General features: G+C 36.3%; 19 protein-coding genes and 1 pseudogene. 5 read left to right on the top strand and 15 right to left on the bottom strand.

Features of this window, described 5'->3' with window-relative positions:
- Nucleotides 1-69: 69 nt before the first annotated feature.
- The 3 genes from JE46_RS16635 (at nt 70) to JE46_RS16645 (ending at nt 2897) form a co-directional block, all read left to right on the top strand.
- Complete coding sequence (locus JE46_RS16635) at nt 70-978, top strand: alpha/beta fold hydrolase (protein ID WP_031456406.1); 909 nt, start codon at nt 70-72, stop codon at nt 976-978.
- 106 nt (nt 979-1084) lie between these two features.
- Nucleotides 1085-1957, top strand: a complete 873-nt coding sequence (locus tag JE46_RS16640) for a helix-turn-helix domain-containing protein (RefSeq protein ID WP_031456407.1) — start codon at nt 1085-1087, stop codon at nt 1955-1957.
- Between the two features lie 22 nt (nt 1958-1979).
- The gene (locus JE46_RS16645; protein ID WP_209445158.1) at nt 1980-2897 is read left to right on the top strand and encodes a hypothetical protein; all 918 of its coding nucleotides are present in this window, start codon (nt 1980-1982) and stop codon (nt 2895-2897) included.
- Nucleotides 2898-3220: 323 nt separating this feature from the next.
- Here the strand turns inward: JE46_RS16645 and JE46_RS16650 are convergent, their stop codons facing one another.
- The 4 genes from JE46_RS16650 to JE46_RS16665 all read right to left on the bottom strand — a co-directional run bounded on the left by JE46_RS16650 (nt 3221) and on the right by JE46_RS16665 (nt 6719).
- Nucleotides 3221-3733, bottom strand: a complete 513-nt coding sequence (locus JE46_RS16650; protein ID WP_031456409.1) for a RidA family protein — start codon at nt 3731-3733, stop codon at nt 3221-3223.
- A 70-nt stretch (nt 3734-3803) separates the two neighbouring features.
- A complete protein-coding gene (locus JE46_RS16655) occupies nt 3804-4721 on the bottom strand; it encodes an alpha/beta fold hydrolase (RefSeq protein WP_031456410.1) in 918 nt (305 codons plus the stop codon).
- A 130-nt stretch (nt 4722-4851) separates the two neighbouring features.
- Complete coding sequence (locus JE46_RS16660; RefSeq protein ID WP_031456411.1) at nt 4852-5259, bottom strand: cupin domain-containing protein; 408 nt, start codon at nt 5257-5259, stop codon at nt 4852-4854.
- Nucleotides 5260-5420: 161 nt separating this feature from the next.
- Nucleotides 5421-6719 (bottom strand): amidohydrolase family protein, encoded by a 1299-nt coding sequence (locus JE46_RS16665; RefSeq protein WP_031456412.1) that lies wholly within the window; start codon nt 6717-6719, stop codon nt 5421-5423.
- A 98-nt stretch (nt 6720-6817) separates the two neighbouring features.
- Here JE46_RS16665 and JE46_RS16670 point away from each other — a divergent pair, with 98 nt between their 5' ends.
- On the top strand, nt 6818-7774 hold the full coding sequence (locus JE46_RS16670) for an AraC family transcriptional regulator (protein ID WP_031456413.1): 957 nt from the start codon (nt 6818-6820) through the stop codon (nt 7772-7774).
- 475 nt (nt 7775-8249) lie between these two features.
- Nucleotides 8250-9557, top strand: coding sequence for a site-specific integrase (locus JE46_RS16675; protein WP_031456414.1), 1308 nt, complete (start codon nt 8250-8252; stop codon nt 9555-9557).
- Between the two features lie 39 nt (nt 9558-9596).
- On the opposite strand, the gene JE46_RS16680 is transcribed toward JE46_RS16675, so the two are convergent.
- From JE46_RS16680 to ppdK, 11 genes and pseudogenes are all read right to left on the bottom strand, one after another.
- Nucleotides 9597-9917: a hypothetical protein gene (locus JE46_RS16680; protein ID WP_051872906.1), complete on the bottom strand. Its 321-nt coding sequence runs from the start codon at nt 9915-9917 to the stop codon at nt 9597-9599.
- Entirely contained in the window at nt 9907-10179 is a 273-nt protein-coding gene (locus JE46_RS16685) for a MerR family transcriptional regulator (protein WP_031456416.1), read from the bottom strand. The genes JE46_RS16680 and JE46_RS16685 overlap by 11 nt, the downstream gene beginning before the upstream one ends.
- Before the next feature lie 64 nt (nt 10180-10243).
- Nucleotides 10244-10411 (bottom strand): annotated as a pseudogene (locus JE46_RS24735) (helix-turn-helix domain-containing protein); the annotation flags it as partial.
- A 603-nt stretch (nt 10412-11014) separates the two neighbouring features.
- Entirely contained in the window at nt 11015-11371 is a 357-nt protein-coding gene (locus tag JE46_RS16695; protein WP_031456418.1) for a hypothetical protein, read from the bottom strand.
- A 445-nt stretch (nt 11372-11816) separates the two neighbouring features.
- Nucleotides 11817-12374, bottom strand: a complete 558-nt coding sequence (locus JE46_RS16700; RefSeq protein ID WP_031456419.1) for a Crp/Fnr family transcriptional regulator — start codon at nt 12372-12374, stop codon at nt 11817-11819.
- A gap of 18 nt (nt 12375-12392) precedes the next feature.
- Nucleotides 12393-13925: an aminotransferase class V-fold PLP-dependent enzyme gene (locus JE46_RS16705; protein WP_051872907.1), complete on the bottom strand. Its 1533-nt coding sequence runs from the start codon at nt 13923-13925 to the stop codon at nt 12393-12395.
- Nucleotides 13926-14525: 600 nt separating this feature from the next.
- Entirely contained in the window at nt 14526-15461 is a 936-nt protein-coding gene (gene ctlX, locus JE46_RS16710; protein ID WP_031456421.1) for a citrulline utilization hydrolase CtlX, read from the bottom strand.
- A 45-nt stretch (nt 15462-15506) separates the two neighbouring features.
- Complete coding sequence (locus tag JE46_RS16715; RefSeq protein ID WP_031456422.1) at nt 15507-16421, bottom strand: dimethylarginine dimethylaminohydrolase family protein; 915 nt, start codon at nt 16419-16421, stop codon at nt 15507-15509.
- 335 nt (nt 16422-16756) lie between these two features.
- Complete coding sequence (pruA, locus tag JE46_RS16720; RefSeq protein WP_031456423.1) at nt 16757-18382, bottom strand: L-glutamate gamma-semialdehyde dehydrogenase; 1626 nt, start codon at nt 18380-18382, stop codon at nt 16757-16759.
- 335 nt (nt 18383-18717) lie between these two features.
- Nucleotides 18718-19665 (bottom strand): thioredoxin-disulfide reductase, encoded by a 948-nt coding sequence (gene trxB, locus JE46_RS16725; protein WP_031456424.1) that lies wholly within the window; start codon nt 19663-19665, stop codon nt 18718-18720.
- A gap of 471 nt (nt 19666-20136) precedes the next feature.
- Nucleotides 20137-22932, bottom strand: coding sequence for a pyruvate, phosphate dikinase (ppdK, locus tag JE46_RS16730; protein WP_083480896.1), 2796 nt, complete (start codon nt 22930-22932; stop codon nt 20137-20139).
- Nucleotides 22933-23109 lie beyond the last annotated feature (177 nt).

Here is a 23109-nt window from a genome sequence, read left to right on the forward strand (position 1 = left end):
TTAGTGTTTTACGCATCTTTGTACTGTAAATAATTCAAAACAAATAGTAACTAATTAAAAATAAACAAAATGAAAACACTTATTTCAACATTAAGCCTTTTATGTATCTTTACTTTAAGCCAGCCGTTATTTGCTCAATCAAAACGAGTTCCTGCATCAGCCGGAAGATTAGAATTTATTGAAGTTGAACCAAATGTAAAACTTCATGTAACCGACCTTGGGGAAGGACAGCCTATTGTATTAATACACGGATGGCCGTTAAATGATGCAATGTATGAATATCAATATCAATATTTTGTTCAAAAAGGTTTCAGGGTGATCGGAATATCGATGAGAGGATTTGGAAAATCTGACAGACCCTATGGTAAATACGATTTTGATGTTTTCTCAGATGACATCAAGGTAGTTTTAGATAAACTTAAGATCGAAAATGCAGTTCTTGGCGGTTTTTCTATGGGAGGTGCCGTTGTCATACATTATATGGCAAAATACAATGGAGCACACGTGAGCAAACTGGCACTTTTTGCCGCTGCCGCGCCTTCGTGGAAACAACGTGAAGGTTTTCCTTATGGTGCTACTGATGAAGCTGCTGCAGGATTAATACATACAACAAGAACAAACAGACAGCAGTTGATTGAAGATTTTGGTAAAGCATTTGGGGCGTCTGAAAATGCAATCTCACCAACTATGTCTCAATGGCTGGCAAGTATTAATTCTGATGCATCTCCTTATGCAACAACACAGTCAATAATAGCTTTGCGAGATCTTGATTTACGTCCTGCCTTATCAAAAATTAATGTGCCTGTAGCAATATTTCATGGCACGAAAGATAAGCTATGTGATTTCGTGTTTGCAGAGCAATTGCACAAAGGTCTAAAAAACTCTTACATTGTAAAGTTTGAAAACAGCGGACATGCACTATTTATTGAGGAAATGGAAAGATTCAATACAGAACTTGAAAAGTTTGCAAAAAAATAATTTATAGTCGCAGTTCATTAAATGCTTTGTAAAAAATAAAGATTAGAAGCTAATTAAGTATCGTCGCCGGTCCTTTAAAGACCGGCTTTTAATAGAAGAATTGATAATGAAAGAACACGTTTTTGATGTAAGCCTGAAAAAAATAGGCATGCTGAAAGTAGATAATGACAGCCTCGAAATGATCAATTCTGAAGCTTACAAAGAGTATATAAAAGTGCTGTACCTTTCTGCAGACTGTAAGATCAAGGTAGATTTTCAAGTATACAATACTTCGGGCAGTTCTCTTTTTTTTATAAGTCCCAATCAGGTTCTCAGCATCGAAGAAATCGGTAAGGAAGAAGGCTTCTTTATATTTTACAACAGTGATTTTTACTGTATTCAAATTCATGACGAGGAAGTTGCCTGCGATGGACTTCTGTTTAATAATATTCATAATATGCCTATGACGACTGTACCTCAGACAGAGTCAGCATTTATCGATTATTTATTTGTTCAGATGCAGGATGAATTTATTTTGAAAGATTCCTCACAAGAGGAAATGATACGTACTTACCTGAAACAAATCTTCATTAAGTCAACCCGACTCTGGAAATTGCAACATCTTGAAGGTATATTGGCACAACAGCATAATGATCTCGAATTTTTCAGGCGTTTCACCCAATTGGTTGAAGCAAACTATAAACAAAAACACAGTGTAGCGGACTATGCCGATATACTTGCTATAGCACCCAAGACGCTAACCCATAAATTTAAGCGGATGAACCTGCCGCAACCCAATGAAATTATCAAAAATCGCATCATATTAGAAGCAAAAAGACTTTTAGTTCACACCGCTAAAAGTGCGAAAGAAATCGCATATGACCTAGGGTATGAAGACCCAGCTTATTTTAGCCGTCTTTTTTTTATAAAAACCAATGAAACCCCATTTGGCTTTAAGAATAAATACCTCAGTATTCAGGGTTCAGGAGAAAGTCTTTAAAAAATCAGAAAAAAATAAAATAATGACAAGTAAATATTTTGTGTACACTTTTATATGCCTCTTTTTAACTGCAATGAATATTAATGCACAGCAAGTTAAAGATCCCAATATTAGCACATTGGCTGAACGCACTAGGCCTGCGCCGGAGAGTGTTTTTAAAAAATTTCGTGATGCAGGCATGGATCCTGTTGAACATAAATTAACCGATCTTGAAAGAGAGAAGTTAAACAATGCCTTTGCTATACTGCCTCCATTACATCAAAAAATTCTAAAAAAGCATCTGCACAGTATCAGTTTTATGGATAATATGCCCAATATTGCCCTTACATCACCAGTCGAAACATCTGATTCGCTAAAAATGTATAATATAACTTTCCGTGCTGAAATTCTTAACCAGACTATTTCTGAGTGGACAACCTGGAAAGAAAACACCTGCTATGAAAAATCAACAGACAGTCAATATCAGGTTACGATTGAAGCTGGTAATCTGGATGCCATTATCTACGTTTTACTTCATGAAGCTACACATGTTCTGGATGGTGTTCTAAATCTAACTCCTCATCTGAATAAAAAAGATGTTTGGGAAGGATCAAAAGCCTTTACACAAAATGTTTGGGATAAATATAATGAGCCTTCGGAGAACGTAATCAAACCATTACTGGAGACTGTACTCTTTAGAAGTGGTAAACCAATCGAAGTTTCATATGCCCCAGAAGTATATAAAGCAATTCAAAAAACACCTTTTGTTTCTCTCTACAGCACAGCGTCATGGTTTGAAGATCTAGCCGAAGCATTAACGATTTATCATCTGACCGAGAAAATGAAGCAACCCTATAAAGTGGTAGTTCTAAAAAATGGAATTCAGGAAGTCCTCTATGAACCCAGCAAGAATAAGAGCGTGAAAAAAAGGCAAAATTACTTGCAAATTTTTTATAGATAAATTAAGGTCTTAGAATTTAAACGAAATAAGATTTTAAAAAGTTTTTTTGATTACCCGAATTAGTTATATTAGGTAATATGTAAGTAAAATTCATAAATGATGACAATTTAAATGTGTAGCAGATTCGTGGCACATTGCATTTGCAAGAAATACCTTTTTTGCCACAAAAAGTTAAAGCGGTTTATAACGATATTAAATAATCTAGCGTTTTTTTGTGGCAGAATCGTGGCGAGTAACTCTTCACATGTTAATTAAATCATTAAAATCTAATTCTTCTCTAATTAGGTTCGAATGGTGAAGCGAATTTAATTATGCTTAAGCAGTTATTTCATTTCTATAATCATTTCTGCTTCAACCGCCATGTTATTTGGAAGGGTATACACCCCCACGGAAGTACGCGCATGTCTGCCCTGCTCACCAAATACTTCAATTAATAAATCTGAAAAGCCATTCATTACTATTGACTGCTCAGTAAACAAATCGGCAGTATTTACATAACCGTTTACTTTTACTATTCTTTTTATTTTATTGAGGCTTCCAAAAGCACGTTTAAGTATCGCTAGCTGATTTATGGCCGTTAATCTAGCGGCTCGGTAACCGTCGTCAGTAGTGAGTTCCTGTCCTACTTTACCGACAATGTATTTCCCATCTGCTTTAAGCGGTCCTCTTCCCGAAAGGAATACCAGATTTCCAACTTGTATGATGTCCACATAACTTCCTAAGGATTCTGGTATTTGTGGCAATTGAATTCCTAACTGACTTAATTTTTTCTCCGGAGTCTGTGCTGACAAATTAAAACTCAATAGTACTAATGCAAGCATTACTATATTTTTCATTATTTCCTATTATAATTATCTAAAAAAGAAAGCCATCTTAAAAGACAGCTTTCCTGATTTTTGTTTTTACTTATTTTATGAATTTGATCAATTCGGCATTAAATTTTGGAAGCTCTTCAATAAACAAGGCATGACCGCTTTTCTCAAATGGAATCAAAGTAGAATTGGTAATTGATTTGTGCATTTGCTCAGCCAATTCGTAAGAACAAATTTTGTCCTGTGTTCCGTGAAGAATAAGAGTTGGAATTTTGATTTTTTTCAAATCTTCTCTTAAATCTGTATCACGAAGTGCTTTCATAGATTCAGCCATTGCATATGGAGAAGCCTGCGCCTGAATAGTTCCTAGCCATGCACCTTGTCCTGCAGATACGCTTGTTTCATTGGCTGGGAATATTTTTCCGAAATTCTCAAATAATTGTGGTCTGTTGGTATTATTAAGGGCAATAAGACCATTTACATCTTCTTTTGTCCAGAAACCATAGTTAAAGTCAGCTCTTTTAGTCCATAAAGGAGCCGCCGCACCAAACAATGCCAGTTTTGAAACGTGGGCTGCATTGTATTTTGCTACATAGTGAATAACTGTCGCACCTCCCATAGAGAATCCTCCGATAGTTGCATCTTCAATTTTAAGTTTGTCAAGAATCACTTTGATATCATCTGCATAAACATCATAGTTGTATGCACCACCCGGTTTGTCTGATAATCCAAAACCTCTTAAGGTGATTCCTATAACGCGATATCCTTTTTGGATAAGTTCTGCATATTGGTATTCGTACATCGCATCGCTCAATGGCCATCCGTGAATTAGCACTACCGGTTTTCCTTCTCCTAAATCCGTTACATGCAGTTTTACATTTTTTTCTACTTCAATATATTCTTCTCTTCCAAGGCTTGCCGGTTTTCTTTGGCTTTGAGAGAATGCAGTTGTTACTGCTAATAAAAAAATGGCGAAGCTTGTTGTTAAGATTGTTTTTAAATTGGTTTTCATTTCTTTTGTGTTTTAATTATTATTTAAAGTTTTTTTTATTTCTTATTGACAGGACAAAATTGCGGTTTCTTTAATTATAAATCAAATTAATAATTTTAAGTTATTATAAATTTTAATTATAATCATTTCTTTACTTTTTCATTACCAAAACTGGTTTTCCTTTTTCTACTATATATGTCGCCAGTTCCGAAGCTTTTGAATGGCTGTTATTTCTTGCTGAGTGAACTACGCCAGCTGGAATAAAAAGTACTTCTCCAGCCTTTAAAGTAACAGGAGACTGACCTTCAACTTCATACTCTAAGACGCCATCAAGGACATAAATAACCTCCTCACCCGGGTGAGAGTGTTTTCCAAAAGCGGTATGAGCTTCAAAATCGATGCGTGCCTGAACCGTTTCGTATCCGGGTACACTAAGATCGTAACGTTGTAAATCTGTACGTTTTATTCCTGATTGCTGGGCAGAAGCTGTACTTGTAATAATCAATGCTAAAAGGCTGAGGGCAGAAACTGCGGCTGATGCAAAATTTAAAGTTTTCATGTTTTTTAATTTAATAATTTATTAGTTTTATTAATTTCCTTGTCAAAAGTACCATGGCATTACTTGTTTTGAAATGAAAATATAGCCTAGATGGACAAATGGAGTAACGAAGTGGACAAAAGTGGAGTTATGAGTATTATGGATTATAAAATCCTGCAAGACTAGCTGTGATAAGATTCACCTTCTTTCCATATACCCATTATAGACAGAGAATCTGAAATATTTACAGTAGGATCGCCTTTAACCAATAGTAAATCTGCTCTCATTCCTTCGGCAATTAATCCCCTGTCTGATAAATTAAATCTTTTGGACGTTACTGATGTTGCAGATCTTAATGCCTCAATTGGGCTTAATCCGGCTTCTACCAACAGCTGCATTTCATGATGAACGCTCACACCATGTGCAAGACCTCCTAAATGAGGCATAGGTACTGAAACATCTGTTCCAACAAGTATATCTACTCCAGCATCATGCAAATCCTTCACATTATTAAAGTTATCTTCCATACTGCCTTCTGGGAAAGTATTGAAACAAGAACACATTGTCATTTTCCAGTCTTCATTCAATTTATTTTCAACTCTTTCATCATGTGCAACATGACAGGCAGAATTTCCTATAATCGATGAATTTAATACCAGACAGGGTGTTACGAAAATTCCTTTGTTGACGATGGATTCTATAAGATCTTGAGTCCAATCTGGTCTGTCAATAAACAAATGTGCCAAACCATCAACACCAATTTCAACTGCTGTTTTTGCCGCCTTCGCTGTTAAAACGTGGGCTATGGCAATTTTACCTAATTTATGAGCTTCCTCTACAGCTGCTTTTAATACAGGAGTTTCAATGACAGGTAATCCCGGTGCATTCATTACAGTTCCTTCCTCAATCATTATTTTAAAATAATCTGCGCCATTATTTACCTGACGACGCACAAAATCTATCGCTCCGTTAAGTGAAGTAACATCTGCACTTAATTCTTCTTCTTCTTTTTGAGCCTGGTGGGCAGCTAAAAAAATGGCCTTTTCTTCTTCACTCATTTTCTCCATTTCTTTTAAGACAAATTCAGGAATACCATCACCTTTAGGAATAAGTTCGTCAGGATGACCGCCGGGAGCTGTCAGGCCCATACCAGCAGAACGCACATCGGCAGCACCGGTAACTCCTATTAATTGGCTTTCACGTCCTTTACTTGTAAATCCTCCCATCATTTCCAATTCGGTAGTTATACCAAATTTTAATGCATCTTTTAAAAATTCTACAGAGGTATGCACATGGGCATCTATTAAACCAGGCAGCAGAGTACAGCCTGCTCCGTCAATCACATCATCTATATCAGCTGGTAAGCCATTTAAAATTGAAGTAATTACCCCGCCACTAAAGACAACTGTTTTTTTACCAATTACATTTTTGCCATCAAATACATTGGCATTGATGATGGCTTTACTTTTAGTATTAGTCATTTTGAATCATTTAAATTAATTTTCCGACAAAGTTATCTGGTCAATAATGATTAAAATAGCTACATTTGACATAATAATAGCTCTAAAAGGTCATTTTAATGAAATTACATATAAGGGAAGAATTCGGTTTTTTAGCGGGTTTTGCCGATTTATTAGGCACAGAAGTAAAAAATGGAATATTAGTGATACCCGACAGTAAAGGAAAAGGTTATTTAAGAGGATTTCGATTAGAGAATTCCATAAATATGCTGCTCAGCTTTTATGAGTATAATGAGAATGTACTTGCGAAAAGACTAGGAGATCAAAATGCACTGAATCGAATACTATTTTCTTTCAATAATATTTTTCCTGATGCCGATTCAAAAAACAAACATTCAGGAAATCTTCCTTCAATTCAGATTTTTAAGGGAAAACTTAATATTGAAACATTCTATCCGGGTAGAACTAAGTTCAATTCTATTTGCATTGGAATTGATTCTGATAAATTAGCAAAAACTCTAGGAGTGAATATTGACAATGAAATTTTCAGAAATATTATTACCAGCGAACAGTCGATTTTATTTGAAGAGCTGCTTTCGCCAAAAATTCAGCAGGTGGCCATGGAAATTATTCAGGCTGACATTCCAGCTTCCCTCAATGATTTCTTTTTTAAAATTAAAGCCGAGGAATTAATCTGTCTGACTTTAAAAGAGCTTTTTAAAAGAGAAAATCCAACTACGCACGCACTAAATCAAATCGATGTTCAAAAAATTTATAAAGTGCGAGATACAATCTTGAATAACATTGCTGCGCCTCCAGTTATAAAACACCTGGCTTCAGAAGTAGGGATGAGCGAATCAAAGTTTAAAAGATTATTTAAACAAATTTTTGGGGACAGTTTGTTTAGCTATTACCAAAAGTTCAGAATGAAGGAAGCTTCACGATTGCTAAAAGAAAATAAAATGACTGTTTCAGAGGTTGGCTTTAAGATGGGATTTTCTAATTTAAGTCATTTTGCCAAAGCTTTTGAAGAACATATCGGAATAAAGCCAAAATCATTCCAAAAACTAAAATAGAATTTAAGGAGCAAATTACGACTAAAAAAGAGTGGATTGGGTACCTTGTTTACCACAAAAAATCAAGGCAGTTTTTAAAGATATTTCACGCATCTAAGTTTTGTGGCAGAATCGTGGCACATGATGTTTTTGAAAACTAGAAACTCAGAAAAATAAAGGGTTAACGGATTTAGGTTCGAAACTTCTATTCTCCGCTGAAAGCTTAAAATGAGACTTTTCAAAGTTTACAAAAAAGCCTAAAATTCACGGAAAACCCTGCAAATCAAACGATTTGCAGGGTTTCTTATTTTATACCGCTTTTCAATATTTTCAAAAACAGACCAAATCTTCGTGGCGCATTCGTGGCGCAGGTTAAGATTTTTAAAGTGTGCCACAAAATTTCACCTTAAGTCCCTATATCAAAGGGGTTAAGCACGTTTACATCTTGTTTAAATAAGGTTATAATTCTACATTTACTAATCTAATAAATTGAATTATGCTAGAGAACAGCTTTGGGTTAATTTTCTTCTTGAAAGTTCCCCGACATGAGAGTAAAATTAGAACCGTTTATTTCAGAATCACCGTTGACGGCATTCCTAAAGAAGCATCTACAAGACGCCAATGGGATCTGGAGCGATGGAACCAGAAAACTGAAAGAGCAGTCGGCACAAAAGAAAACGCAAAGTCACTTAATTTTTTTCTGGACTCGCTCACCTCGAAAATCCACGACATCAAAACAGAGATACTCTACAGCGGAAAACCAATAACTTCCCAGAAAATCATGGACTACGTGATGGGAAGAATAACACCGAGAGTAAAAGTGCTTGAAGAATTTCAGAAACATAATGATGAATTGGAGGCGTTGGTTGGCAATGGTTATACGGGCGCAACCTTGGAAAGGTTTAACATAACCAAAAACCACGTGTCCAATTTTATAAAATTCAAGTATAATGCTAATGATTTCGAATTTGCATATCTAGATCTTGAATTTGTAAAAGATTTAGAGTTTTACCTGCGGTCTGTCCGCAAATGCAGCAATAATACAACCCTTAAATACATTGCCAACTTCAAAAAAATTGTGATTCGTGCACTTGATAAAGAAATTATTGAAAAAGACCCTTTTAAAAGCTTTAAAGGCAAAAAAACTAAAATTGTAAAAAAGCCTATCTCTGCAAAAGAATTGGCTGAATTGGAAGCCCATCAGTTTTCAATAGAAAGACTCAGTATAGTACGCGACATTTTTGTATTCCAATGCTACACAGGGCTTGCATACATTGATGCCTACCAGCTCACAAGTGCTGATATAAAAGACGGAGTGGATGGAAAACCCTGGATTATCTCTGAACGGCAGAAAACTAATTCAACCGCAAAGATTCCGCTCCTGCCTCATGCTGCCAGAATTCTTGAAAAATATAAAGATCATCCTCTCTGCATCAAACGAGGGACTCTGCTGCCTGTTTATTCCAATCAGAAAATGAATGGTTACCTTAAAGAAATTGCCATATTATGCGGTTTTCCTTTCCCACTTAATACCCATATGGCACGCCGTACATTTGGAAGCACAGTAACTTTGAACAATAATGTCCCTATTAACGTAGTCAAAGAATTGCTTGGGCACTCCTCTGTTAAACAGACAGAAGCTTATGCCATAACAGAGCAGGCAACTATAGGGAGAGAAATGTCTATACTAAATCAAAAACTCAATCCGCATAGACATGGGATTTCCCAAAAAGATTTAACCACGCTTGAGAAGCTTGAAAAAGAAATTCAATTAATTAAAAATAATTATAACACTAATTATTGATACATTTTAATCATTTAATAAAATTAAAAAGAGGTTGTCTCAATCATTTTGACACAACCTCTTTTTACATAGTTTTACTTCACTTTTACAGCTAGGATGATAGGATGGTTTGTACTTTAAATAACCCAAATCCTGAAGTTGCTTAAAATATTTATGATATGTCTGCAGTGTATTCACATGAGATAATTTCATAATCTTTCTTCTGCTTACTTTGATTCTTCTTCCCTGTCCCTGCTTATACCCCAACCCTAAAATCGCGGTTAAAATAGCAAGATGCCATATATTAAGCCTTTGATCATCCATATAATTAGGCAAATATTCAATTGCATTAATTTTGGTGGGATTATTTTTATGACTCATTTTTAAAAAGCTTTTCCAGATCTTCTCTATTATAATAATATGAACCAAGCACTTTCTTAAAGCGCACTTTTTGAGTTGTTCTAAGATTCTGTACAGAACCAGCAGAAATATCAAGCAGTTTTCTCACCGCCTTACTTTTTACCCATTCAGGCTTTACTGATTCAGTTTTTTCACGATTATTCTCTTTAATTATAGTTCGTACACTATCCAATAATGATATACCAAACTGTCTTAAATCTTCTTTAGTTACAATTTCCTCCATAACATAATTTCATTTCTATATTATATCATTAAAATAACACAACGAAAGTAACGTATCAAAAAAATAAGTTTTGCAAAGTTCCCGCAGAGATATTCAATAATTTTCGGACTTCATAAGATTTTAGCCATTTATTTTTCTGTTGGAACTGAGGTTGAATGAATTGCTTTAAATCATTCAATAGAAGATTTCTGAATTCGTTTAAATCTTCACGGGTGACGAGATCGATTACCATGATAATATAATTTTTAGATTGTTATCATACAAAATTATATAGTTTTAAGAATTTTAATTCACAATTAGGAGTAAGTTTCTCCGTCACTTACTTTAATTCCCTCCTTTTACCTAAAAAATTATAATATAAATACGATTTTAAGTTTTTATTACAATTACGACACAAGCTATTTCACGTAATCAACATTTGAGCATTTATAAAGTCAAGCTAATTTGCAGTGGATACCTTTTCTGTCACAAAAAGTTAGGGCGGTTTTTAAAGATATTTCACCCGTCTAGCTTTTGTGGCGGAATCGTGGCAAATGGGTATCTTGAAAACTATAAATCCAGCAAAACCAAGATCTGCCAAGTTTAGGTTCGAAACTTTTAGAAAAAAGTTCGAGTCCTGTTTCTGTTGAAAATGACATAACTACAAGAAAAACAAAAATGCTGTAAAAATTTTTCATCTCCTGATTTTTTGATTAATAAGCCCAATCCTTCAGATTCCCTGACCTATCTACCTCCTTGACTATCCTGTTCAAATAGCTACTGATATGCTTCTGAAGATATTTTTCTGCAAGCAGTTTGAAAAAAAAATACTCCTGTCCTAGAGCGCATCTTAAATTTATAAGTCGCAGCAATAACCAATGCGGCCATTTCCCAGATCAAAAAACCTGTATTTATATTCTACTCTTGACAGCATTCCGAGTCTTTTAGAAGTAAAATTATCTAACCGAATCGAAAAAGATCTGTCTGGCAGATAGGACACAAATTTTTGTCGGGCTGAATTACAATCATCAAAAAAAAAGATACGCTGGCAGCCTGGCTGTCGGCAGGCTTCAGTCACTGAGCCGGGGCCACAACCAGCAATTAGCAGCATATCATTAAAGACTTCTAAGAGATCTTTATCTACTATGGTTCTAAAGAGTTTTGAAACAGAAGCATTAACTGCGGCCGCAGCGTTTATCTTTACAGTATTCACAATTACAAATAATTTAAGCCGGCGGCTAATTCTAAAAGCAAAGCCAGATGACTCTCTTGATCTAGTGCAGCCATACATCCTGTACCAGCAGCACACATTGTGGCAGTACAACCCGCCGGACCAGAACCTATAATCGAGCATTTAATCTTTTCTATTGTTTCTGACATATGTATTTATTCTTAATAGAATGAAAATCTTTGATATATTAAAAAAGCTGGTGGCAGCCAGCTCTTTCCTGTCTTTCATTAAATCAACAATACAAAACCTTTATGAGATAAGGAAATGAAAAACAGTTTATAAATTATCTACAGCAGACCTGCCATTCTGAAAAATAAGCAGCCAAAACATTAATAATTTATCTTCTAAAAATAGCTTCAAGACAGCTTATGGTTCTATGCTTATTATTTCAGACATTGTTTTTTTCTCAAATTGAGCAGTAAACCTGCTAGATATCTCCCAACGTTCGCCTGCTCACACCAACATAGGATGCAAGCAGCGTCTTGGAAACCCTTTTATCAATTTTTGGATAATCCGCTATGAATAATTCATACCTGTCTTTAAAATTAGCATACGTAGACATTATTATTCTCTTCTGAAGAAGTATATTGCTTTCAATGCTGATTTTTCTAAAATAATATTCCATTTTTTTTGAAAAAGCACACAGTTTTTCTTTATTTTCATAAGTTATACAATAAATTTCTGCATCTTCCAGGCATTTAATATCCAGATTGGCAACCTTGCCCATATTATAGGAATGACTGTCCGTAATCCAGCTGTTTTCCATCGCAAACTGGATGACATGAATTTTGCCTTTATCATTTAAATGTGACGCAAATACCAAACCGCTTAAAACAAAGTATTCATATTTTGCGGTTTTACCAGCCTGTGCTAAATATTCATCTTTCTTAAATGATTTTTTAAGGAAAAATGACTCCATCTCAGCAAATTCCTCATTAGAAATCTGTACTATCTTATTGATATGTCCTTGTAATGACTGCTGCATATGTTATAAACAAAATAATTAAACCTCAGTTGTATTCAATGAATTTAGAAAAAACTTGTCCAAATTGAACCATTCTTTTACATCCTGATCAATAACTTCTGCTATTACGATATTGTCAAACTCGTTGCTTGCAGGATTATAATGATAAACTTTCTGCCATTCATCAATATTTAAGACAATAGCCTCAAGAGCCTTACAGATGAAAACAAGCTCTTCGTTTGTCATCGTTGGATGAAGTGAAATTCTTACCCAGCCCGGTTTTTGGGTTAGATTTTGTTCTAGAATTCCTTTTGTAATTGAATTTGATTTTTCCTCATCAATATCAAACAGAAAATGGGCATAAGTGCTTGCGCAGGACCATCCTCCACGAACCTGAATACCAAAACGGTCATTGAGTAATCGTACGATTAAATTGTAATGGATATCCTGTACTGTAAAAGACACACAGCCGATTCGTTCTGTCTTTAAATCCCCTAAAATCGTAACGCCTTTTATTTTATGAAGCTCTGAAAAACAAAGATCCAGTAATTCTTTTTCCCTGTTTTTCATTTTTTCAATTCCCATTTTATCTTTCAGTTCCAGACATAAAGCCGTACGGATCACCTGAAGAAATCCGGGAGTTCCACCATCTTCTTTTACTTCGATAGCATCACTGTAATGATAGCCTCCCCATGGATCGGTATATTTTACATTGCCGCCGCCTGGATTATCAGGAAAGCTGGATTTATACAATTCTTTTTTAAAAACCAAAATACCGCATGTCCCCGGACCTCCGAGAAATTTATGAGGAGAAAAGAAAACAGCATCCAATGCTTCTTCCGGGTCTTCAGGATGCATGTCGATTTTGACATAAGGAGCCGACGCTGCAAAATCAACAAAACAATAACCTCCATTCTGATGCATGATTTTTGCCAGTTCATGATACGGTGTAATAATTCCCGTAACATTCGAACAAGCCGTAAAGGATCCAATTTTAAGAGACCTGCTACCGTACTTTTTGATTTCTGCTGCTAATATTTTGGGGTCTACCAAATTATCATCGCCACAAGGCAAAACCACGACATCAGCAAAAGTTTCATACCACGGAACCTGATTGGAGTGGTGTTCCATATGTGTGATAAAAACAACCGGCCTCTCGTCGTTAAAATTTAATTTTACGCTATGAATATTGTCTTGCGAACGCAGCCCCATGATGCGCTGCAGTTTATTTAAAGCTGCTGTCATTCCTGTCCCGGTCGCCACAAGACAATCTGAATCATTGGCATTTACATGCTTTTTAATTAATTCTCTGGCGTATTGATACGCATAAGTGGACGCTTTTCCGGTATGGCTTGAAAAGGAGTGCGTATTGGCAATCATTGGACCAACTTTTCCAAGCATAATATCTTCAATAGGAAAATACAATCTTCCGCTGGCAATCCAGTCGGCATATAGAATTTTCTGTCGTCCGTATACTGATTCGAAACTATGATTTAAACCAACAGTATTTTCCCTGAATTCAGAAAAATATCTTTCCAGTTCACTTGGTTTTGTTTTTAGGATAGTATCCATTTTTTTGCTCGTTTATAAATATTTATTTTTTTTAGTTTTTGATTTCGCTTTGCAGCAATTGTAATATTAAATAAAGAGCTGCTGGCAAAACAGCTCTTTGGGGTCTTTCACATAAAAACTTGCTTACTAATTCAGATTTTAAAATGATACGCTGAAAGACAACTATTAAATTTATTTTCATTATGATTTTTACCTGATCACGGAGGGTACTAAATTGATTTAAATGTCTGGGGCAGCTCTCTAGTAAAGGGTTAGTTTATTCAGCTACATCCATTTTTTAAAAAATATGTTTTTATATTCATCACAAAAATATGTTTTCTAAATTCTTCAAACAGTGCCTTTTGTCACATTTCATAAGGTTTTTAAAACACGAAGAATATCTATTTTATAAGCAGAAAAACTGAAATTTGTATCCCATAAAAGTTAAAAACACCATATAGCACCATCATTGTACCTGATCATTTCGTTTATCACATAAGACTAAAAAATATAGAAATAGTTATCCTGAATTAAATAGACTTTTTAATCTCGTCAACCACGCCTCTTTGTAAAAAACAACCATAAACTCACATCCCATTTTATTTTTTAACCATATCGTTTTCAGCTTATTGGTAAAAAGATTTCAGCCATCATGCATCTGGCACTTCCACCGCCGCATGCTTCTATGGTATCAAGACTTGAACTCAGAATTTCAGCATGGTTTTCCAACTGCTCAATCTGCATTAGAGTCAGACTTTGATGGGCTGAAGCGCTCATTACAATATACCGCTTATCATTCGCAGCCCTGACCTGCAGCATATTTCCAGCGAAATTATTTACTTGATCTTCAGTAATTACAACAATCTCTTTTTTGTTGTCTTTCAGATTTTTAAGAACCATTTCCCTTTCCTGATGATCATCGATAGAATCCACGCAGACTACGGCAAAAGTTTCACCTAAGCACATCATTACATTGGTATGATATATCAGTTTTCGCTCACTGCCAACTGTTTGAAAGGCTTTAAAAATGACTGGCGTATACCCAAAATCTTCACAGAATTCTAAAAATAGTAATTCATCTGCCCTGGGAGACAAAGCACAATATGCTTTTCTGTTTGCTCTGTCCAATAGCAGACTCCCGGTGCCTTCGAGATAAACACCATGGTCTTCGGCAGCTGTATAATCCATTACATTATTAATGTCAAATCCCTTCTCCTGCAACAGGCTTAAAATATCCTCACGTCGTTCTCTGCGACGATTTTCTGCAAACATTGGATAAAGGGCTATTTCTCCATTTTCATGAAATGAAACCCAGTTGTTTGGAAAAATACTGTCTGGAGTATCTGTCTGAAGATTATCATCAATCACTATAACATCAATGCCAGCGGCTCGGAGTTTCTCTGCAAAGGTGTCGAATTCCTGCTGCGCTTTCGCATTTACGGTACTTGGCAAAAGTCCATCTAATACTTTTTGGTAATAATTATTTACAGCCGTCTGTTCATTCATTCTGAATGCTACGGGACGAATCATTAGTACAGAATTAGTTGTCTGTCTCATATTTATATTTTTTTTGTTTCAAGTTTTTTAAACTTAAATCAATTTTTATTCTCTGATTAGTGGAAGGGTCGAACACCTCAGCAAGCCCTCTTGTTTTGCAATTTCTGCATAGGGAATCTCTTCAACGGTAAAACCTTTTTCACGAAGCCAATTGTTTAATCTGGTGAAATTCCTTTCAGAAACAACAACATTTTCATCAATGGAAAATACATTTGAAAACATGTGGTACATCTCATTCCTTTCAATGTGGAATAGGTTTTCTTCACCGAAAAGATCAACTAAATAAAGATAATCAGCTTCTTCACGGAAACCCCTTTTATAGATAATTCCCTTATTCTTACCAACAGGCTGAAAACAGCAGTCCAGATGCAGGGCATTATCACGCGCTTCAAGTTTTGATTTTACCAGATCAAACTCTTTAACAATTTTATCAGGAAACAATGATCTGATATAATTTACACCAGCCATATTGGTTCTTGCTGTGATATAATCTTTGTAATCACGACCCTTGTAAGTTCCGATAAAAATATGATCATTCCAGAGCATAACGTCACCTCCCTCTATATGAACTTCCTGGGGCGGCCGCAGCACCTTTAAAGGGGCAAGCTGTTCTATTACATACGCAATAGCATCAAGTTCTCGTTCTCTGTCCGGCAGAATATTAGATTTTACAAAAACATCATCAATTACAAAGCCGATATCTCTGGCAAAAATCTGATTATAATTTTCAATGATTACCGGACGGTAAACCTCAACATCATATTTTTGCAAAACAGCTTGAAAAGCAAGCATTTCAACAGCCATATCCTTTTCTATCGGATAGGTCCCAGCAGCAATATGCTCCAATGACTTAGGATCATAGGCTTCTTTTATTGTTGGAGTCGGCCCATTATTGACAGCAGTTCCCAAAACAACCGCACGAAGTCTTGATGTTTCGTTTTTTATGTTTAATTGCATCATGACTGATTATATTATGCGCATATCCAAAAAAGTCTTCATAGTCAATTTCAAATATACTTTTTGTATTAATCTTAATATTTAAACTTCTAACTTTCTACGGCTATAACCTTATTTGTTTTCCTTTTACCATCAAAAAAATACAGTTGCAACTGCCATTTTAAATTCTGAAAATATAATTACTAACTAAAAAATACAATACTTTTTTTGCCTGCAAGAGATAAGAGCTTCCTATTGTTGTCATTGAAATGTAAATTTATCCAGCAGAAAAACAATATTTAATTAAGTACAACATAAATAACAATCAAACGGATTACTCTTGCAGGCAAAATAATGTACTAACCTAAGAATGGATATCTGTAATTTTCTGGCGTAACAAAGGTTTCTTTTATTGTTCTTGGAGAAACCCAACGCAACAAGTTTAATACAGATCCGGCCTTGTCATTGGTTCCAGATGCTCTTGCTCCTCCAAAAGGCTGTTGGCCAACAACGGCTCCGGTAGGTTTGTCATTAATATAAAAATTACCCGCAGCATTTTCTAATGCTTTCATAGCATATTCTATAGCATAGCGATCCTGGCTTATAACGGCTCCTGTCAATGCATATTCAGATGTGGAATCAACTAAGGCTAGTGTTTCTTCACATTTAGAATCTTCATAAACATAAATAGTCAGCACTGGTCCGAATAATTCAATTTTCATTGTTGGATATTGAGGGTTGGTCGTTACAATAACAGTCGGCTCAATAAAATAACCAACAGATTTGTCGTAATTCCCACCGGCAATAATTTCGGTATCACGATCTTTTTTTGCCTGATCAATAAATCCTGCCAATTTATCAAACGAACTTTCGGAAATTACGGATGAAACAAAATTAGCAGTGTCTTCAGGTGAGCCCATTTTCATTGAAGCCAAATCAGCTTTTAACAAACGTTTTACTTCAGGCCAGATTGATTGAGGGATATATGCTCTTGAAGCTGCTGAGCATTTTTGCCCCTGATATTCGAACGCGCCTCTTGAAAGTGCCGTAGCAACCTGAGCAGGAACTGCTGAGCTGTGTGCTACTACGAAATCTTTACCTCCAGTTTCACCTACAATTCTTGGATACGTTTTATAGTTAGCTATATTTTGACCGATTTTTCCCCAAATATCATTAAATACGCGGGTTGAACCTGTGAAGTGAACTCCTGCTAAATGAGGACTCTTAAGAACTGTTTCAGAAATCATTGCAGAATTACCATAAACCACATTGATTACACCATCTGGCAAGCCGGCTTTTTTGAAAACTTCTACAATTACATTCGCCGAGTAAATTTGTGCCGCACTTGGTTTCCAGATTACAACATTACCCATTAATGCTGGAGCGGCTGGCAAATTTCCTGCAATTGCTGTAAAGTTAAACGGGGTAATGGCATATATAAAACCTTCAAGAGGCCTGTGCTCTAATCTGTTCCAAACTCCATCCGAAGAAACGGGCTGCTCTGCATAAATCTGGGTCATGAACTGTGCATTAAAACGCAGGAAATCTATAAATTCGCAAGCAGCGTCTATTTCCGCCTGGTGCACGGTTTTTGCCTGAGCAATCATAGTTGCAGCATTTATCTTTGCACGGTAAGGTCCGGCAATTAGTTCAGCCGCTCTTAAAAAGATTGAAGCTCTGTGCTCCCAAGATAAGTCAGACCATTTCTTTTTAGCTGATAAAGCCGTAGTAATAGCTGTTTCAATATGCTCCTTATTAGCCTTATAATAACGTCCCACTACATGTTTGTGATCAAAGGGAGGATTAATTGGTTTGGTGCTTTCTGTACGGATTTCTTCTCCTCCAATATATAGAGGAATATCTACGGTTTCATTGTACATTTTTTTAAAAGCGGCTAAAACTTCTTCTCGGTCAGAACTTCCAGGCGCATAAGACTTAACCGGTTCGTTAATCGCTTTTGGGATATTGTAAATTCCGTTTGGCATAATATTTAAATTTGATAGTTATATAGTTATGAATAAAATGTACTTATAAGCTCAATGAATAAAAAGCTTTCTACTAATGATATTTAAACCATTTTCATTTTTTTTTATTTAGAACTAATTTGTAATTTTTCTTTGCAGTATATGCTCACCTATGATTTATCCTAAAAACTTTTACTGTTTGGAAAAGTTTCGGATACAATCCAGATTCCATTTCTAGACTTAATCTGTAAGCTTCAATTAGCATAATATGTGAAATAACCATCATCCAACTTTTAGATATTGGTTTAATTGCACTGTAAAAAGAATATTATTCTCAGAAAATAACACGGAAAAAATCACTCTTTAGAAGCCAAATATCTCTCCGCGTCAAGAGCGGCCATACATCCTGTTCCCGCGGCAGTAATTGCCTGACGGTATACATGATCAGCAGCATCTCCGGCTACAAAAACACCATCTATATTTGTTTTAGACGTTCCAGGAGTATTAATAATGTAACCTGTTTCGTCAAGCGAAATGTAATCTGCAAAAATATCAGTATTTGGTTTGTGGCCAATAGCTACGAAAAATCCGGTTGCAGGAATTTCAATAACTTCACCATTAGATTTATTCAAAGCCTTGATGGAGTGAACAACGTTGTTATCACCCAAAACTTCAACTGTATCGTGACTCATCAAAATTTCAATATTTTCCGTTCTGAGAACGCGTTCTTCCATGATTTTCGAAGCTCTGAATTTTTCGCTTCTTACCAGCATCGTTACTTTTTTACAAAGTTTAGATAAGTAATGTGCTTCCTCACAAGCTGAATCTCCTGCTCCAACAATTACAACTTCCTGATTTCTGTAGAAAAATCCGTCACACACTGCGCAGGCAGAAACCCCGCCTCCCATATTCAAATAGTGCTGTTCTGATGGCAGTCCTAAATATTTAGCTGAAGCGCCTGTTGAAATGATAACAGTTTCACAGTGCAATTCAATTGAATCGTTAATCCAGACTTTATGAATAACTCCTGAAAAATCAACTTTAGTGGCCCAGCCGTCACGGATATCAGCACCAAAACGTTTTGCCTGATCTTGTAACTGAACCATCATTTCCGGACCTGTAACTCCATGAACATAACCCGGGAAATTTTCTACTTCATTAGTCGTTGTCAATTGACCGCCAGGCTGCATACCTTGATACAAAACCGGATTCATATTTGCTCTGGCGGCATAAATAGCCGCTGTGTAACCCGCTGGGCCTGATCCAATGATAAGGCATTTAATATTTTCGATTATATAGGACATATTTTACTTTTTTATTATAATATTAAAAAGAACTGCTGGCAGACAGCTCTTTTCTTGGTTTTGGTCTTTGTATTTACATGGCTTGTATAAATTATTAATTCTATGAAATAAAGTATGCAAAAGACAATTTTAAAAATCTGTAAGCAAATCTGCCAATCTGAAAAATGGATAGTCCAATAATTCAATTAATTGTGTAATAGCTTTAAAATCAATTGGAAATTTCAGCTGAATACTATTTGATGTTCTTCTTTTACCCCCGTAATCTTAGTACAAAACTTCAAATTCATTTTCTGAAACTAAATTATAAACTATAAATCGTTCATTATGTGCCTTTGGTCACAGTGATCAAATTATTGTAACTATTTTTAATAATGCCAAAATCTTAGCATAATAACATTTGTTCCTTAATAAATTAGATAATCCAACAGTTGTCACTTTCATAGATAGAAAACACTGTCCGCTTATATCACATTAAAAATGATAGTTTTCAAAACAAATGGCTTTGCTGGCGTTTTGCCGGCTGGTAATGCTGCGATTGTTTTCTTCATTTATAGCCGCGTGTGCAGCGGCAAGTCTGGCTATCGGCACTCGGTAAGGAGAGCAGCTAACGTAGTTTAGACCTTCATTGTGACAGAACTCCACGCTGCTTGGCTCTCCCCCGTGTTCCCCACAGATTCCGATTTTAAGGTTCGGACGACCGGCCTTTCCTTTTTGTACAGCCATAGTAATCAGCTGTCCAACACCCTGCTGATCTAGAACCTGAAAGGGATCATGTTTTAAAATGCTTTTTTCCAGATACATTGGCAGAAATTTCCCAGAATCATCACGTGAATATCCATAAGTCATTTGTGTTAGATCGTTAGTTCCAAAAGAGAAAAATTCCGCATGCTCAGCAATTTTATCTGCGATAAGCGCCGCTCTGGGAACTTCGATCATTGTACCTAAAAGATATGGAATGCGATCATCATACTGTTCAAAAATTTTCTCCGCAGTTTGATTAATTATATTTTTCTGTATCTGCATCTCTTCAACCGTACCAGTAAGAGGAATCATTATTTCAGGAAGACTTTCAATACCCTCATATTTTATGTGTAATGCGGCTTCTAAAATCGCAGCAGTCTGCATTTCTGAAATCTCTGGATAAGTGGTTCCCAGCCTACAGCCCCTATGTCCCATCATGGGATTAAATTCGTAAAGAGATTCAATTTTTTTCTTAATGATCTCATGTGGAATCCCCAGTTCATCTGCCAGTTCCTTCTGAATTTTTTCATCATGGGGAACAAACTCATGCAGAGGCGGGTCAAGAAGTCTTATATTTACAGGTAAGCCGTTCATTAACCGGAATATATCTTCGAAATCCTTTCTCTGCATAGGCAGCAGTTTTGCGAGGGCCTTCCTGCGTCCAGCTTCATTATCTGCAAGTATCATTTCGCGCATAGCCATAATTTTATCATCATCAAAAAACATATGCTCGGTCCTGCAGAGTCCAATCCCTTTGGCCCCAAATCTTAAGGCTGTCATAACATCCATTGGGGTGTCTGCATTTGATCTAACCTTTAGTCGGGCATGTTGATCAGCAAGATTCATTAATTTTTCAAAATCTACGCTGAGCTGCCCCTCCGATGTTTTAAGTTTTCCTTTATATATTTTACCTGTTGATCCATCCAGTGAAATCCAGTCTCCTTCCTTCAGTGTTAAGTTTTCAGTCTGAATAGTCCGCTGTTTGTAGTCAATTTTGAGGCTTTCGGCACCAGCTATACAGCATTTCCCCATTCCTCTGGCTACAACTGCCGCGTGAGACGTCATTCCGCCTCTTGCAGTTAGTATACCCTGAGCGGCAACCATTCCTTTCAGGTCTTCGGGTGAAGTTTCCATACGAACCAAAATAACATTTTCGCCCTTTGATGACCAAACCTGGGCATCTTCTGTAAAAAATACAATTCGTCCCGAAGATGCGCCTGGTGATGCAGGGAGACCTTGTGCAATGCAGCAGGCTTTAATGATTTCATCCTGGTCAAAAATGGGATGCAGGAGCTCATCGAGTCTTTTTGGATCAACCCTTAAAAGTGCTGTCTTTTCGTCTAATAAATTTTCGTGCAGCATATCAACAGCCATCTTTACCATGCCGGCGCCAGTTCTTTTGCCATTTCTGGTTTGGAGTATCCAGAGCTTGCCTTCCTGCACAGTAAACTCGATATCCTGCATATCCTTAAAATTTAATTCCAGCATTTGGGCACATCCAGCCAGTTCCTGATAAATTTCCGGCATCATTTCTTCCAAAGATGGAAAATCTCTGCATCGGATATCTTCGCCAATGCCGGATAAAGATGCCCATCTTCTTGAACCTTCAGTTGTAATCTGCCGGGGTGTCCTTGTGCCGGCAACCACATCTTCTCCCTGAGCATTGATCAAAAACTCACCATTAAAAGTTTTCTCACCGGTACTGGCATCTCTTGTGAAGGCAACACCCGTTGCAGAATTTTGCCCCATATTACCAAAAACCATAGCTTGAACATTAACCGCAGTTCCCCATTCCTGCGGCAAATTGTTCAGTTCCCTGTAATATACAGCTCTTTCATTCATCCAGCTTTCAAATACCGCAGTAACTGCACCCCAAAGCTGCTCCCACGGATCATTTGGAAAATCTTTTCCTGTAGACTTTTTGACCAACTGCTTAAAGCTTTTAGATATATTTTTTAAGTCTTCAGCATTGAAATCGTTATCACTCTGATAGCACTTTTGTTTTTTTTCCTTCTCTAAAATTTCTTCAAATGGATCTGCAAAATCGCCGGCTTCAGCTCTGACGTTCATCACTACACTGCCGTACATCTGTATAAATCTCCTGTACGAGTCCCATACAAAACGAGCATTGTTTGTTTTTTTTATCAGCCCTTCAACAATATTTTCATTAATTCCAAGATTTAAAATGGTATCCATCATCCCCGGCATAGATGCGCGCGAACCGGAGCGCACCGAAACAAAACATGGGTTCTCGGCATCTGAAAACCTGGTTCCTGTGCGTTCTTCAATAAATTTAATTGAAGCCGTTACTTCATTCTTAATAATGCTTATGAGTTTGTCGTGTCCCTCTTCAAGATAGATTTTGCACATTTCGGTTGTAATGGTGAATCCTGGAGGTACGGGAATTCCAAGCAAATTCATTTCGGCAAGATTGGCCCCCTTACTCCCTAGAAGATTTTTCATTTCGGCATTTCCCTCTGCCTTTTTATCACCGAAAATAAAAACTGTTTTAGTTAAATTACCCATGTTTTTTTTCTTTTTTTTGATTTTAAATAATTTTACGAAATCGATATAGTGATCTAGGTAAAAAAAATACATGAAAAAGTTGGCGGCGAGGACTCAGCATCCACCAGATCCAAAAGATCAGCGGCATGATAACCTGCATCTGGCTTTATTCAAGTATAAATTAATGACACGGCGAAG

The organism is Flavobacterium chungangense LMG 26729 (genome assembly GCF_000735715.2).
Classification (GTDB): Bacteria; Bacteroidota; Bacteroidia; order Flavobacteriales; family Flavobacteriaceae; genus Flavobacterium; species Flavobacterium chungangense.

What these genes read in the sequence shown, in the direction of transcription:
- pruA (WP_031456423.1), bottom strand. Translation starts at nt 18,382, where the DNA reads ATGCCAAACGGAATTTACAATATCCCAAAAGCGATTAACGAACCGGTT.
- JE46_RS16635 (WP_031456406.1), top strand. Translation starts at nt 70, where the DNA reads ATGAAAACACTTATTTCAACATTAAGCCTTTTATGTATCTTTACTTTA.
- JE46_RS16660 (WP_031456411.1), bottom strand. Translation starts at nt 5,259, where the DNA reads ATGAAAACTTTAAATTTTGCATCAGCCGCAGTTTCTGCCCTCAGCCTT.
- JE46_RS16640 (WP_031456407.1), top strand. Translation starts at nt 1,085, where the DNA reads ATGAAAGAACACGTTTTTGATGTAAGCCTGAAAAAAATAGGCATGCTG.
- JE46_RS16685 (WP_031456416.1), bottom strand. Translation starts at nt 10,179, where the DNA reads ATGGAGGAAATTGTAACTAAAGAAGATTTAAGACAGTTTGGTATATCA.
- JE46_RS16650 (WP_031456409.1), bottom strand. Translation starts at nt 3,733, where the DNA reads ATGAAAAATATAGTAATGCTTGCATTAGTACTATTGAGTTTTAATTTG.
- JE46_RS16715 (WP_031456422.1), bottom strand. Translation starts at nt 16,421, where the DNA reads ATGATGCAATTAAACATAAAAAACGAAACATCAAGACTTCGTGCGGTT.
- JE46_RS16655 (WP_031456410.1), bottom strand. Translation starts at nt 4,721, where the DNA reads ATGAAAACCAATTTAAAAACAATCTTAACAACAAGCTTCGCCATTTTT.
- JE46_RS16645 (WP_209445158.1), top strand. Translation starts at nt 1,980, where the DNA reads ATGACAAGTAAATATTTTGTGTACACTTTTATATGCCTCTTTTTAACT.
- trxB (WP_031456424.1), bottom strand. Translation starts at nt 19,665, where the DNA reads ATGTCCTATATAATCGAAAATATTAAATGCCTTATCATTGGATCAGGC.
- JE46_RS16665 (WP_031456412.1), bottom strand. Translation starts at nt 6,719, where the DNA reads ATGACTAATACTAAAAGTAAAGCCATCATCAATGCCAATGTATTTGAT.
- JE46_RS16705 (WP_051872907.1), bottom strand. Translation starts at nt 13,925, where the DNA reads ATGGATACTATCCTAAAAACAAAACCAAGTGAACTGGAAAGATATTTT.
- JE46_RS16670 (WP_031456413.1), top strand. Translation starts at nt 6,818, where the DNA reads ATGAAATTACATATAAGGGAAGAATTCGGTTTTTTAGCGGGTTTTGCC.
- ctlX (WP_031456421.1), bottom strand. Translation starts at nt 15,461, where the DNA reads ATGAGACAGACAACTAATTCTGTACTAATGATTCGTCCCGTAGCATTC.
- JE46_RS16675 (WP_031456414.1), top strand. Translation starts at nt 8,250, where the DNA reads ATGCTAGAGAACAGCTTTGGGTTAATTTTCTTCTTGAAAGTTCCCCGA.
- JE46_RS16700 (WP_031456419.1), bottom strand. Translation starts at nt 12,374, where the DNA reads ATGCAGCAGTCATTACAAGGACATATCAATAAGATAGTACAGATTTCT.
- JE46_RS16680 (WP_051872906.1), bottom strand. Translation starts at nt 9,917, where the DNA reads ATGAGTCATAAAAATAATCCCACCAAAATTAATGCAATTGAATATTTG.
- ppdK (WP_083480896.1), bottom strand. Translation starts at nt 22,932, where the DNA reads ATGGGTAATTTAACTAAAACAGTTTTTATTTTCGGTGATAAAAAGGCA.